Here is a 13,235-nt window from a genome sequence, read left to right as displayed (position 1 = left end):
CCCGCCAAGTATCGGAGCGAGGAACGAGCGGAGAACTTCGTGGGGTGATCAGAAGCCCGACATTTCCGGGCTTCTTCCTCACCCTCCGCTTCGTCAGAAGCCCATGTCGCCCATGCCACCCGACGGGTCGGCCGGCATGGCCGGGGTCTTCTCCGGCTTGTCGGCGATGACCGCCTCGGTGGTCAGGAACAACGCGGCGATCGAGCCGGCGTTCTGCAGCGCCGAGCGGGTCACCTTGGTCGGGTCCGGGATGCCCATCTTCAGCATGTCGCCGTACTCGCCGGTGGCGGCGTTGAGGCCCTCACCGGTCGGCAGGGAGCGCACCTTGGCGGCGACGACACCCGGCTCGAGACCGGCGTTGGCGGCGATCTGCTTCAGCGGCGCCTCCGAGGCGACCTCGACGATGTTGGCACCAGTGGCCTCGTCGCCCTTGAGCTCCAGCGCGTCGAACGCGCCCTTGCCGGCCTGCAGCAGCGCAACGCCACCACCGGCGACGATGCCCTCCTCGACCGACGCCTTCGCGGCGCGGACGGCGTCCTCGATGCGGTGCTTGCGCTCCTTCAGCTCGACCTCGGTGGCCGCGCCGACCTTGATGACCGCAACGCCGCCGGCCAGCTTGGCCAGGCGCTCCTGCAGCTTCTCGCGGTCGTAGTCGGAGTCGGAGTTGTCGATCTCGGCGCGGATCTGGCTGACCCGGCCCTGGATCTGGTCGGCGTCACCGGCACCCTCGACGATGGTGGTCTCGTCCTTGGTGACCACGATCTTGCGTGCCTTGCCGAGCAGGTCGAGCTCGGCGTTCTCCAGCTTGAGGCCGACCTCCTCGGAGATGACCTGACCGCCGGTCAGGATCGCGATGTCGCCGAGCATTGCCTTGCGGCGGTCGCCGAAGCCCGGCGCCTTGACGGCCACGGACTTGAACGTGCCACGGATCTTGTTGACGACGAGGGTCGAAAGTGCCTCTCCCTCAACGTCTTCGGCGATGATCGCCAGCGGCTTGCCGGACTGCATGACCTTCTCCAGCAGCGGCAGCAGGTCCTTGATCGAGGAGATCTTGGAGTTGACGATCAGGATGTAGGGGTCGTCGAGCACGGTCTCCATGCGCTCGGTGTCGGTCACGAAGTAACCGGAGATGTAGCCCTTGTCGAAGCGCATGCCCTCGGTGAGCTCGAGCTCCAGGCCGAAGGTGTTGCTCTCCTCGACGGTGATGACACCTTCCTTGCCGACCTTGTCCATCGCCTCGGCGATGAGCTCGCCGACGGACGCGTCGCCACCGGCGGAGATCGCCGCAACGGCCGCGATCTGCTCCTTGGTCTCGACGTCCTTGGACGCCTTGGTCAACTCGTCGGACACCTTGGCAACAGCGGCCTCGATGCCACGCTTCAGCGCCATCGGGTTGGCCCCGGCGGCAACGTTGCGCAGACCCTCCTTGACCATGGCCTGTGCGAGCACGGTGGCCGTGGTGGTGCCGTCACCGGCGACGTCGTCGGTCTTCTTGGCGACTTCCTTGACGAGCTCGGCGCCGATCTTCTCGTACGGCTCGTCGAGCTCGATCTCCTTGGCGATGCTCACACCGTCGTTGGTGATCGTGGGCGCGCCCCACTTCTTCTCCAGAACGACGTTGCGGCCCTTCGGGCCGAGAGTGACCTTCACGGCGTCGGCGAGGGTGTTCATGCCCCGCTCCAGACCGCGCCGGGCCTCCTCGTCGAATGCAATGGTCTTGGCCATGTGCAGTCCAATCCTCACGTGATTGTCGTACGAAGTCAGTTGTATGACGCCCGCGACGGACGAGCCAGGCGCGCCGCGGCATTCGGAACCGCGCCGCACACGCGGCCCTCGTCATACATCCGATTGTCACTCTCAAGCAGAGAGTGCTAATGCCCATTATTGGCACTCTCCACCCGAGAGTGCAAACGGCATCGGGGTCGACCGTTCGCCCCCGCCCCGTCTCGTCATCCGGACCAGGCGTTGACGGCGACTGTGAGCTGGGTCACGATCCTTTTCCAATTGATTTCGTAAGTCATACGAAACATTCTCTTGAAGGGCGAACTCGGTGCCGAACCCCGCACAACCGGCCGACACCCGCGATCGGGTGCTGGCAGCGATCCGGGACACTCGCGCGGCGACGGTCAGCGAGTTGGCCGACCGCACCGGCCTGTCCCGGCCGACCGTCGAGTCGTCTCTCGCCAGGCTCGTCGAGGCGGATCTGGTGCGCCAGGAGCAGGAAGCCCGCTCGAACGGCGGTCGCCCCGCACGGGTGAGCCGCTTCCGCGCCGATGCCGGTGTCGTCGCCGGCATCGATTTGACCGGTGCCGAGGTCCGCATCGTGGTCGCCGACCTCGCGGGCGAGCTGCGGGCCGTGTCGCCGGGCGGTACACCGACCCCGACCCAGGACCGTCAGGAGCTGTCGCCGCTCGCTGCGCTGCTCGAGGAAACCCTCCTGCTTGCGGGTCTGCAGAAGGGCGATCTGCGCGCCGTGGGCATCGGCGTCGCAGGTCTGGTCAGCGTGGACGGTGTGCTGGAGACTGCGCCCGAGGTGAAGGCCTGGCAGGGCCGCAACCTGGGTGAGTTGTTCAGCGAAGCGCTCGGCGTCCCCGCCACCGTCGACAACGACCTCACCCTCGCCGCGACGGCCGAGGCGCAGGGACCCGCGCTGGCCGACTCACCGATCGGCATCTACGCCTCGACCTGGTTTCACGTCTCGGCACGCACCGTCGTCGACGGCAAGGTGCTGCGTGGCCGGCGCTCGGGAGCTGGCGAAGTCGGGCTACTGGCCGCGTTCGCAGACGCCGACACCCCGTCGGGCACGCTGCGCTCGGCACTGCCCGAGGTGATCGGGTCGCTGCAACGACTGCGTTCGGACGCCGACGACCCGGAGGGCAACGTCACTCTCGAGCGGCTGACCACGGCAATGGCACCGTCCATCGCGGCGCTCAGCCTGGCCACGGACCCGGACCGGATCGTGCTGGGCGGCGAGCTCGGCGTCTTTCATGACCTGATCGCGCCCCGCCTGACCCGGGCCATCCGCGACGCGATTTCCCTCGACTCGTTCTCCATCGACGTCGTACCGAGTGCGCTCGGCGACCATGCCGTCGCACTCGGGGCCCTGCATCACGCATTCACCCACCAGCCGGAAGCGATCTACGGAACCCCACACATGACAGCCCCCGCCATACCCACGCTCGAAGCTGTACGCGCTGCCACCGAGTCGGCTGCCCTGACTCCCTTCGACGCGGCGATCATCGGCGTCGGCGCGCGCGCCGGACTCGCCCGCCACGTGACCGCGGTGGGTGGCAGCATCGTCGCCGCGGTCGACCCCGACCCCTCGACCGCGCAGGCAGCCCGCGAGCTGTTCGGGGAGGACGTGCCGCTGCTGCCTGACGTCGACACCCTGCTGGAGCGCTTCCCGTCGTTGGACGGCGCCATCGTGGCGAGCCCCGACGACACGCACGCCGACATCGCCGTGCAACTGCTGCAGGCCGGCGTGCCGGTCTACCTGGAGAAACCGCTCGCGATCACCACGGCCGACTGCGACCGGGTGCTGGAGACGGCTCGCGCGACCGGGACCAAGCTGTATGTCGGCCACAACATGCGGCACATGCACGTCGTCCGGCTGATGAAGCAGATCATCGACCGCGGAGAGATCGGCGAGGTCAAGGCGATCTGGTGCCGGCACTTCGTCGGCACCGGCGGCGACTTCTACTTCAAGGACTGGCATGCCGAGCGGGCACGCGCCGGAAGTCTGTTGCTGCAGAAGGGTGCTCACGACCTCGACGTCATGCACTGGTTGGCTGGGTCCGCGACGCGGGAGGTCACCGGCATCGGTGACCTCGCGATCTACGGACAGGTCAGCGACCGCCGCGACAACAGTGACCGACGGATGCGCGACTGGTTCTCGACCGACAACTGGCCGCCGCTCAGTCAGACCGAACTCAACCCGGTCGTCGACGTCGAGGACATCTCGATGATCATGGGCCGGCTCGACTCGGGGGCGCTGATCAGCTATCAGCAGTGCCATTTCTCCCCCGACTACTGGCGCAACTACACCGTGATCGGCACTGAGGGACGCCTGGAGAACTTCGGCGACGGAGAGGGCGGCGAAGTGCGAGTCTGGAACGCGCGGTCCGGATTCCTGGAGAAGGGACACGTGCAGTACCCGATCGTCGGCGACGCGCACGGACACGGCGACGCCGATCGCCTCACCATCGGCGAGTTCGTGCAGTTCGTCCGGGCCGGCACAGCGACCGACACCTCACCGGTATCAGCACGTGATGCGGTCGCCGCCGGCGTCGCCGGAGCGGAGTCAATCCGGAACGGCAGCAAGCCAATCCGGGTGCCTCAGGTCGCGGAGTCGGTGCTCGACTACTTCGCGAACAACCAGCGAGACGACGGGAACGACCGCCGATGACCCGCTATGCACTGCGCCGGGTCGGCTTCATGATCCCAACCTTGATCGGCTCGACCTTCCTGGTCTACCTGTTGGTCTTCCTGATCCCCGGCGACCCGGTGCTCGCGCTGGCCGGCACCAAGCGGGTGTCGCCCGCCACCGCGGAGGCGATCCGCAACCAGTACAACCTGAACGACCCGTTCGTCGTGCAGTACGTGAAGTACCTCGGGAACGTCCTACATGGCGACTTCGGCACCGACTTCAACGGCAACTCGGTGATTTCCACGATCGGCACTGCCCTGCCCTACACCGTCGCCCTGGCGCTGACCGCGTTTGCGTTGAAGCTGGTCATCGGGTTGTTGCTCGGAGCGTGGGCCGGACTGCGCCCGGGCAGGACGGCCGACCACGCCAACCTCGCCTTCACGATCCTGTTCCTCGCAGTGCCCGGCTTCCTGGTCGCCTATCTGGTGCAGTATGTGCTCGGCATCAGGCTCCACCTCCTGCCGATCTCCGGCGTCCGGCATGGCTACCCGGTCGCGTTCGTCCTGCCAGCGTTGGTGTTGGCGCTCGAAACCGCTTCTCCCCTGGCCAGACTCACCCGAAACAGCCTGCACGAAGTCCTTCGCTCGGACTATGTGCAGACCGCGCGCGCCAAGGGCGCCAGCCCGTCCCGGGTGCTCTGGCGGCACGCGTTGCGCAACGCCTTCGTGCCCATCGTCACCTATCTGGGGTTGTCGATGGCCAGCCTGCTCGGCGGGTCGGTGCTCGTGGAGTACATCTTCAATCTGCCAGGTCTCGGCGGCTCGCTCGCGCAGGCGATTCAAAGCCAGGAAGGTCCTGTCGTCGTAGGCATCTCGGTCTTCCTGTTGCTGTTCTATCTCGTCTCGGCATTGTTGATCGACCTCCTCTACCCCGTCATCGACCCGAGGGTGCGCCATGCTTGATCAGACTCAGAGCGCGATCGCCACCGATCGGACGGCAGCCACTCGCAGGGTCGCTCCGACGAAGCGTGGCAACCCGACCCTTCGCGCGCTGCGTGCTGCGTGGCGTCGGCCAACCTTCCTCGTCGCCGCCGTCATCATCATCACTACCTGCCTGATGGCTTTGGTTCCAGCGCTTTTCACCTCGACCGATCCACAGGACTGCACGCTGAGTAACTCGCGCAAGGGCGTGTCGGCAGGACACCCGATGGGTTACGACATGCAGGGGTGCGACTACTTCAGCAACGTCGTGCACGGCGCCCGGACCTCCATGGAGGTGGGAGTGCTCACCGCACTGTTCATCTTCATCGTCGCGCTGATCACCGGATCATTGGCCGGCTACTTCGGCGGCATCGTCGACAGCGTGGTCTCCCGATTGGCCGACGTCCTGCTCGGCATGCCGGTCATGGTCGCGAGCCTCGTCGTGCTCTACCAATTCCGGGAGCGCACCATCTGGACGATCGTGTTCGTGCTCGTACTTTTCGGCTGGGCCGGCACCATGCGCTACATGCGCGGCAGCGTGCTTCAGGTGAAGAACAACGAATACGTCCAAGCGGCAAGGGTTCTAGGAGTCTCCAGTCTCACCATTCTGCGTCGGCACGTGCTGCCCAACGCGATCATGCCGCTCATCGTGATGACGACCCTCGGCGTCGGAGCTGGGATGACCGCAGAGGCCGGTTTCGCGATCCTCGGTGTCGGACTCAAGTTGCCCGCCTACTCATGGGGCCTGCAAATTGCCCAAGCCAGCCGTGACGGCAACTGGCAGCTCGCGCCACACCTGATGCTGTTCCCCGCCCTGATGCTCGGACTGTGCACTCTTGCCTTCGTCGTCATCGGCGAAACCTTGCGTGACGTGCTCGATGTCAGGAGTCGATGACCTTGCCACTGCTACAGATTCGCGACCTTCATATCCGCTTCCAGAAGGACGGAGCTCAGCTCGACGCAATCTCAGACCTCAGCCTGGACATCGAGCGAGGGAGCACCACCGTCGTACTCGGCGAGTCAGGGTCGGGCAAGAGCCTCACTGCCAAGGCAGTGATGGGCCTCTTGCCTCCGGGCGCTGAGGTCGTGTCGGGGTCCGTCCGCTTCGACGGCCGCGAGCTGGTTGGTCTCGCCGATCGGGAGCTGCGCCGTTTGCGTGGGGATGCGATCGCGATGATCTTCCAGGACGCACTGACGGCTCTCAATCCAGTCACGCCGATCGGCAACCAGATCGCGGAAGTGCACCGCATCCACGAACGAATCTCCAAGCGTGAGGCGTGGTCCCGCGCGGTCGCGTCCCTCGACGCGGTCCGCATCCCCGATGCCGCGCGACGGGCGAAGGACTACCCCTTTCAGTTCTCCGGAGGCATGCGCCAACGCGCGATGATCGCCATGGCCATCACCCGCAACCCGGATCTGCTGATCGCCGACGAACCGACGACAGCGCTCGATGTCACTGTGCAGGCGCAGATCCTCGAATTGCTCGATGATCTCCGTGCCGAGCGCAACCTGGCGTTGCTGTTGATCACCCACGACATCGGGGTCGCCGCGCAGTCCGCAGACAACGCCGTGGTGATGTATGCGGGCAGACTGGCCGAACGCGGCACGATCGGCGAGATCCTCGACGAGCCCGCTCATCCCTACACCTCCGGGCTGCTCGGCTCCGTGCCCGGGCCGGAGCATCGCGGCCGCGACCTGCCGACGATCCAGGGCGCTCCGCCGTCCCTGGACGACCTGCCCGGCGGATGCGCCTTCCATCCACGCTGCGCGCTGGCCACGGACGTATGTCGTGACCGGCTCCCGGCCAGGACCGACTTCACCACCACCCACACGACGTGGTGCCACCATGCCGAGGAGGCGCTCGATGGCCAGCCCGCTGCTGCAACTGTCTGATGTGCATCGCAACTACCGGGTGCGCAGCACCCCGCTGCGACGACACTCGGGCGAGGTGCACGCCGTCAACGGTGTCGACCTGGTCGTCCGGCCCGGGGAGACCGTCGGCATCGTCGGCGAGTCCGGCTGCGGGAAGTCGACCCTTGCTCGACTATTGGTTGGCCTTGAGCAGCCGACGTCCGGCACGGTGAGCTGGCGCGGAGACGACGTCTCCGGGCTGAACCGGGCGCAAAGACACCATTTCCACCGCAGCATTCAGCTGGTCTTCCAGGACCCGCACGCGTCGTTGAATCCACGTCGTAGCATTCGTGATTCGGTTGCCGAGGGCATCCTGACCCACGGCTTGGTGCCGCGCAACCAGGTCGAGGACCGAGTGACCGAACTGCTGTCGCAGGTCGGGCTGAACGCCGGTTACCTACACCGTTACCCGCACGAACTGTCCGGCGGCCAGCTGCAGCGCATCGGCATTGCTCGAGCGCTGGCCGTCGAGCCGCAGCTGCTCGTCTGCGACGAACCGGTGTCGGCACTCGACATCTCGATCCAGGCCCAAGTGCTGAATCTGCTCAACGACCTCAAGCGAGAACTCGATCTGGCGATCGTCTTCATCGCGCACGACCTCGACGTCGTGCAGCACATGGCCGACCGGATCGTCACGATGTACCTGGGCAAGGTGGTCGAGTCAGGCCCGTGCGAGGAGGTCTACGGGACTTCCGCGCATCCCTACACCTGGGCACTGTTGTCGGCGACACCGCGTCGCGCCGGATCGGACCGGGAACGCATCATGCTTCAGGGCGATCCGCCCTCACCGGTGGAACTTCCCACCGGGTGTGTTTTTCACACCCGGTGTTTCGCCGCCCGGGCGGAGTGTTCCACACAGTCTCCAGCTCTTCTCCCCGTAGCCGGAGCCACCGAACAGCATTCTGCCGCCTGCCATTTCGCTGACGAGATCGCCAAGTCTTCGACCAGCATCCCGCAGAGCGCCTGACCCACACTCGACCGTAGGACGCCCCCATGGTTCTCATTCGGCCTCGCCGCACCGCCGCAGCTCTCGCCGCCGCAACCTGTGCCGTCACGCTCTCTGCGTGCGGACTCAACGGGCAGAAGGCAGCGCTCGGCGCCGGCGACACCTCACGCACGCTGACCGCGGTCACCATGGGGACGATCAAGCACCTCACCGGCCCCCAGGATCCTGGATCGCAGATCGCGATGACGATGTGCGAGGGGCTCACCCGGCTGGACGCCACCAACGGCGTGCGGATGGCGGCCGCCAAGTCGGTCACCACGACGGACAACAAGACCTGGAAGGTCGTGCTGCAGCCGAATCGCACCTTCGACAACGGTGAGCCGATCACCGCCCAGACCTGGGTCGACTCGTGGAACTTCACGGCGTACGGGCCGAACGGGCTTGTGTCCAACTACGCATTCGAGCCCCTCCAGGGGTACGACGCGCTCAACCCCGAGAACCCGGACAGCAAGCCGAAGACCGACAAGCTGTCCGGTCTGAAGGTCGTCGACAAGTACACCTTCACGGTGACAATGGCTGCCCCGAACAACGAACTGCCTTTCATGCTCAGCGGATTGGCGTTCTGCCCGATGCCCAAGTCGGCGTTCGAGGACCCGGCCGCTTACGACAAGCACCCGATCGGCAACGGGCCCTACAAGTTCAGCTCCTTCGACGCGCGTAAGGGCGCGGTGGTGGTCGACAATCCGCGCTACCGCGGTTGGCGGCAGCCGAGCCCACCGTCCGCGATCGAGTTCCGGGTCTACAACGACGCCAACACGGCGTACAACGACGTGGCCGCCGGCAACGTCGACATCATGCGCAACCTTCCACCCGCGCTGGTGTCCCAGGCGAAACGGACACTGGGACCGAAGGGGGTGACGGTGATGCCAGCGAATGTGTTGGAGCAGTACGTCACCTGGCCGACCTACCTCGACAAGTCGTATCCGGCGGAAGTCCGTAAGGCGTTCTCGATGCTGATCGACCGTGAGGGAATCGCCAAGTACCTATTCCTCGGTTCCAGTGCCGCCGCTCGGTCCCTGGTGCCCAACTCGGTGACGTCCTACCGTCCGGATCCGTGCGGGCAGACCTGCGACTACAACCCGGCAGAGGCGAAACGTCTGCTCGACAAGGCTCAGTTCCGCGGCACGATCCCGGTCTATTACGCCTCCGACTCCGCGGCGAACGCGACGACGGACGCCTCGACGGTGACTGCAATCACCAATGCAGCAAAGCGGGTCGGGCTTACCATCGAACCGAAGCCGACACCCGGCAATCAGCTGACCGAGATGGTTTCTGACCACGCGCTCACCGGACCGTCGATCCAGTTGTGGGGCTCGTCTTTCCCGGGGTCGTCCGAATGGATCGCATCCATCCAAGTGGATGCGAACTACGGTCTGAAGTACCAGAATCCGACGGTTGCGACCGCAGTCAAACGCGCGGTAGCCGCGCCGTCCCGCGCGGAGTCGGACCGGGCGTGGAACACCGCCGAGGACCAGATCCTCGCCGACCAGGTGATGCAGCCGCTGTTCTACCAGCGGGAGTACATCGGGCACCGGCCCTGTGCCAGACCCGGCGCGAGCGGTGGCGACATGATCATCGTGCGCACCGAGTTCACCTGCCGCAGTTGACGTTTGGTGAGCCTCACAACCCCAGCGACCGGCCGACGATCTCCTTCATGATCTCGGTCGTCCCGCCGTAGATCGTCTGGATGCGGGCGTCGGCATAGGCCTGCGCGATCGGATACTCGGCCATGTAGCCGTAGCCGCCGTGCAGCTGCAGCCCGGTGTCGGCGATCTTCTTCTGCAACTCGGTGGTCCAGAACTTCGCTCCGGCCGCATCGGCGACGCTGAGCTCACTGGCGACGTGGCGCCGGACGCAGTCGTCGACGAAGATCCGGGCGACCTGGGCCTCGGTGGCCATCTCGGCGAGCACGAACCGGTTGTGTTGGAACTTGCCGATCGGTCTGCCGAACGCCTGACGTTCAGTCGCGTAGTCGAGCGACAACTGCAGGATCCGCTCGATCGCCGCCGCCGCGATGACCGCGATCGACAGCCGCTCCTGGGGGAGGTTCTGCATGAGCGAGACGAACCCGCTGCCTTCGGGACCGAGCAGGTTCTCCTTCGGCACCTTGACGTTGTCGAAGAACAGCTCGGCGGTGTCCTGCGCGTGCATGCCGAGCTTGTCCAGGTTGCGACCGCGCTCGAAACCGTCCATCCCGCGCTCGACCACCAGGAGGCTGATGCCCTTGTGTCCGGCATCGGGGTCGGTCTTGCAGACGACGATGACCAGGTCGGACAGGATCCCGTTGGAAATGAACGTCTTCTGACCATTGAGCAGGTAGTGGTCGCCTTGGTCCTGCGCGGTCGTCGCGATGCCCTGCAGGTCACTGCCGGCGCCCGGCTCGGTCATCGCGATCGCCAGGATCTGCTCACCGCGGCAGACGCCGGGAAGCCACCGCTTCTTCTGCTCATCGCTCGCAAGCTGCAGCAGGTAGGGCAGGATGATGTCGTTCTCGAGCGCGATGCCGAGACCGTCGACGCCGAGCTTCACCTGCTCCTCGGAGAACGCGACGTTGAAGCGGAAGTCGCTCGCCCCTCCGCCGCCGTATTCCTCCGGCACCGCCATCCCGAGCATGCCGGCTCGACCGGCGGCCTCCCACACCTCACGGGAGACGATGCCGTCGGTCCGCCACTTCTCGACGTGTGGCAGCGCCTCCCGCTCCAGGAAGGTGCGCGCCGATGCGCGGAACGCCTCGTGATCCTCGTCGAAGAGGCTGCGCTTCATTTGCCGTCCTCGAAGCGCTCCCCGCGGGCCGCCTTGTCCTGCAGCAACTTCGGGACCGCGAACCGATCGCCATAAGCCTCCTGCAGCTCGTTCGCGCGACGCTCGAATCCAGCGAGGCCCCCGTCATACCCGTTGATGAACTGCAGGACACCGCCGGTCCACGCCGGGTAGCCGATGCCGAAGATCGAGCCGATGTTGGCGTCCCGGATGCTGGTCAGCACCCCTTCTTCGAGGCAGCGCACCGACTCGAGCGCCTCGACGAAGAGGAACCGCTCCTTGATGTCGTCCAGCGGGATCTGTTGCTCGGCAACGGGAAACAGCTTGGCCAGGTCGGGCCAGAGGTCGCCGCGCTTGCCGTTCTGGTCGTAGTCGTAGAAGCCTTTCCCAGCCTTACGACCCGGCCGGCCCTGCTCGATCATCGTGTCGATGACCGTGCCTGCTGGGCTCTCCGGCACCTGCTGCCCCTCGGCCCGCAGTGCGTCCTCGGTGGCCTTGCGGATGCGCTGCATGAGCTCGAGATTGAGCTCATCGCTGATCTGCAGGGTGCCGACCGGGTAACCGGCCTGCGTTGCGGCGCGCTCGAGTGAAGTCGGGTTGACGCCCTCAGCCAACATCGCCAGGCCCTCGTTGGTGAAGGTGCCGATGACGCGCGAGGTAAAGAAGCCGCGCGAATCCTGCACGACGATGGGCGTTTTGCCGATCTGCAGCACCAGGTCGTATGCCGCGGCAAGTGTCTCGTCGCTGGTCTCGGCACCGACGATGATCTCGACCAGCTGCATCTTGTCGACCGGCGAGAAGAAGTGCAGCCCGATGAAGTCGGCCGGGCGCTGCACCCCCTTGGCGAGCTCGGTGATCGGCAGCGTGGAGGTGTTGGTCGCGAGCAACGCGTCCGGCGCAACGTGATCGACGACCTCGCCGAAGACCTTCTGCTTCAGAGTCGGGTCCTCGAAGACCGCCTCGATCACCGTGTCGCAGCCGCTGAGCGCCGTGGGGTCACCGGTCGGCGTGATGCGGGCGAGTAGCGCGTCGGCCTTCTCCTGCGTGCTGCGACCTCGGGCAATCGCCTTGTCCAGCAAGCCTTTCGAGTAGTCCTTGCCCTTGTCGGCAGTGGCGTCGTCGACGTCCTTCAGGACGACGTCCACCCCGGCCTTGGCCAGCGAGTAGGCGATGCCGGCACCCATCATCCCGGCGCCCAGCACGCCGACCTTGCGCGCCTGCCGGGGTGCCGGCCCCGAAGGACGGGAGCCGCCCTTCTTGATCGCCTGCAGGTCGAAGAAGAACGCCTGGATCATGTTCTTGCTGATCTGCCCTGCCGCCAGCTGGGTCAGGTAGCGGCTCTCGATGCGGCTGGCAGTGTCGAAGTCGACCTGCGAGCCCTCGACGGCGGCGGCGAGGATCGCATAGGGCGCCTCGTAGGGCGCGCCCTTGAGCTGCTTGGTCAGCGACGCCGTGAACGCGGGGATGAACTCCTTGATCGGGCCCCCGGCGGGCGTGCCACCCGGGATCTTGAATCCCTTGACGTCCCAAGGCTGCACGGCGTCGGGGTGCTCCGCGATCCACGTGCGCGCAGCCTGGATGGCGGCATCCTGGTCGGCGACGACGTCGTCGATGATGCCGACCTCGCGTGCCTGCGCGGGACGAAGCTGCTTGCCTTCGCCGAGCACCTTGGTGAGGGCATCCGCCAGGCCGAGCATGCGCACGGTGCGGGTGACACCGCCACCACCAGGCAGCAGCCCCAGCGTGACTTCGGGGAATCCGAACACGCCGGCGCCCTCGGTGGCGATGCGGCGGTGCGCGGCGAGGGCGATCTCCAGGCCTCCGCCGAGAGCGGAGCCGGCGAGGACGGCCACGACCGGCACACCGAGCGTTTCGATGCGCCGCAGGTCGCTCTTCATCGCCTCGGCGCCACTGAAGAACTCGCCGGAGGTCTCCGGGGTCACCTCGCGCAGGCGGGTCAGGTCGCCGCCGGCGAAGAAGGTCTTCTTCGCGCTGGTGAGCAGCACGCCGACGATCTCGTCCTTGTGCTCCACCAGCCAGTCGGTGGCCTCACGCAGCGAGCGGCGGAAGGCGTCGTTCATGACGTTCGCCGAGCCGTTGGGGTCGTCGAGGACGAGGGTGACGACGTTGTCGTCGTCCTTGCGAAGGGTGATGGTCTCGGTCTGCAGCACGTCGGCCACGGTGGTTCCTCTCGAAAGCTGGTTGGTCAGGT

At 66.2% G+C, this 13,235-nt stretch carries 9 protein-coding genes; 6 read left to right on the top strand and 3 right to left on the bottom strand.

Translation table 11 applies throughout. The features are described 5' to 3' along the window. Window positions 1-93 precede the first annotated feature (93 nt). Window positions 94-1,725 (bottom strand): chaperonin GroEL, encoded by a 1,632-nt coding sequence (groL, locus tag N2M23_RS04595; protein WP_265443633.1) that lies wholly within the window; start codon window positions 1,723-1,725, stop codon window positions 94-96. A gap of 325 nt (window positions 1,726-2,050) precedes the next feature. On the opposite strand from groL, the gene N2M23_RS20910 reads away from it, so the two are divergent. From N2M23_RS20910 to N2M23_RS04565, 6 genes are read left to right on the top strand one after another with little or no spacing between them, the layout of a single operon-like run. Beyond that, a complete protein-coding gene (locus N2M23_RS20910) occupies window positions 2,051-4,405 on the top strand; it encodes an ROK family protein (RefSeq protein WP_265443631.1) in 2,355 nt (784 codons plus the stop codon). After that, complete coding sequence (locus N2M23_RS04585; protein ID WP_265443629.1) at window positions 4,402-5,328, top strand: ABC transporter permease; 927 nt, start codon at window positions 4,402-4,404, stop codon at window positions 5,326-5,328. The genes N2M23_RS20910 and N2M23_RS04585 overlap by 4 nt, the downstream gene beginning before the upstream one ends. Then, window positions 5,321-6,241 (top strand): ABC transporter permease, encoded by a 921-nt coding sequence (locus N2M23_RS04580; RefSeq protein ID WP_265443627.1) that lies wholly within the window; start codon window positions 5,321-5,323, stop codon window positions 6,239-6,241. Before N2M23_RS04585 ends, N2M23_RS04580 begins: the two co-directional genes overlap by 8 nt. Then, window positions 6,238-7,239: an ABC transporter ATP-binding protein gene (locus tag N2M23_RS04575; RefSeq protein WP_265443625.1), complete on the top strand. Its 1,002-nt coding sequence runs from the start codon at window positions 6,238-6,240 to the stop codon at window positions 7,237-7,239. Before N2M23_RS04580 ends, N2M23_RS04575 begins: the two co-directional genes overlap by 4 nt. Continuing rightward, window positions 7,211-8,224, top strand: a complete 1,014-nt coding sequence (locus tag N2M23_RS04570; protein ID WP_265443624.1) for an ABC transporter ATP-binding protein — start codon at window positions 7,211-7,213, stop codon at window positions 8,222-8,224. The genes N2M23_RS04575 and N2M23_RS04570 overlap by 29 nt, the downstream gene beginning before the upstream one ends. Before the next feature lie 26 nt (window positions 8,225-8,250). Continuing rightward, window positions 8,251-9,870 carry a peptide ABC transporter substrate-binding protein gene (locus tag N2M23_RS04565; protein WP_265443622.1) on the top strand — a complete coding sequence of 540 codons (1,620 nt, stop codon included), beginning with the start codon at window positions 8,251-8,253 and terminating at the stop codon, window positions 9,868-9,870. Between the two features lie 13 nt (window positions 9,871-9,883). On the opposite strand, the gene N2M23_RS04560 is transcribed toward N2M23_RS04565, so the two are convergent. Continuing rightward, window positions 9,884-11,026 carry an acyl-CoA dehydrogenase family protein gene (locus N2M23_RS04560; protein WP_265443620.1) on the bottom strand — a complete coding sequence of 381 codons (1,143 nt, stop codon included), beginning with the start codon at window positions 11,024-11,026 and terminating at the stop codon, window positions 9,884-9,886. Further along, window positions 11,023-13,203, bottom strand: a complete 2,181-nt coding sequence (locus tag N2M23_RS04555) for a 3-hydroxyacyl-CoA dehydrogenase NAD-binding domain-containing protein (RefSeq protein WP_341870578.1) — start codon at window positions 13,201-13,203, stop codon at window positions 11,023-11,025. Before N2M23_RS04555 ends, N2M23_RS04560 begins: the two co-directional genes overlap by 4 nt. Window positions 13,204-13,235: the final 32 nt, after the last annotated feature.

It is taken from the genome of Flexivirga meconopsidis (assembly GCF_026162425.1).
Taxonomy (GTDB): Bacteria; Actinomycetota; Actinomycetes; order Actinomycetales; family Dermatophilaceae; genus Flexivirga; species Flexivirga meconopsidis.
The sequence above is the reverse complement of the archived record's forward strand: the minus strand, read 5'-3'. Positions and strand labels throughout refer to the sequence as shown.

What these genes read in the sequence shown, in the direction of transcription:
- N2M23_RS04580 (WP_265443627.1), top strand. Translation starts at nt 5,321, where the DNA reads ATGCTTGATCAGACTCAGAGCGCGATCGCCACCGATCGGACGGCAGCC.
- N2M23_RS04585 (WP_265443629.1), top strand. Translation starts at nt 4,402, where the DNA reads ATGACCCGCTATGCACTGCGCCGGGTCGGCTTCATGATCCCAACCTTG.
- groL (WP_265443633.1), bottom strand. Translation starts at nt 1,725, where the DNA reads ATGGCCAAGACCATTGCATTCGACGAGGAGGCCCGGCGCGGTCTGGAG.
- N2M23_RS04575 (WP_265443625.1), top strand. Translation starts at nt 6,238, where the DNA reads ATGACCTTGCCACTGCTACAGATTCGCGACCTTCATATCCGCTTCCAG.
- N2M23_RS04570 (WP_265443624.1), top strand. Translation starts at nt 7,211, where the DNA reads ATGGCCAGCCCGCTGCTGCAACTGTCTGATGTGCATCGCAACTACCGG.
- N2M23_RS04560 (WP_265443620.1), bottom strand. Translation starts at nt 11,026, where the DNA reads ATGAAGCGCAGCCTCTTCGACGAGGATCACGAGGCGTTCCGCGCATCG.
- N2M23_RS04565 (WP_265443622.1), top strand. Translation starts at nt 8,251, where the DNA reads ATGGTTCTCATTCGGCCTCGCCGCACCGCCGCAGCTCTCGCCGCCGCA.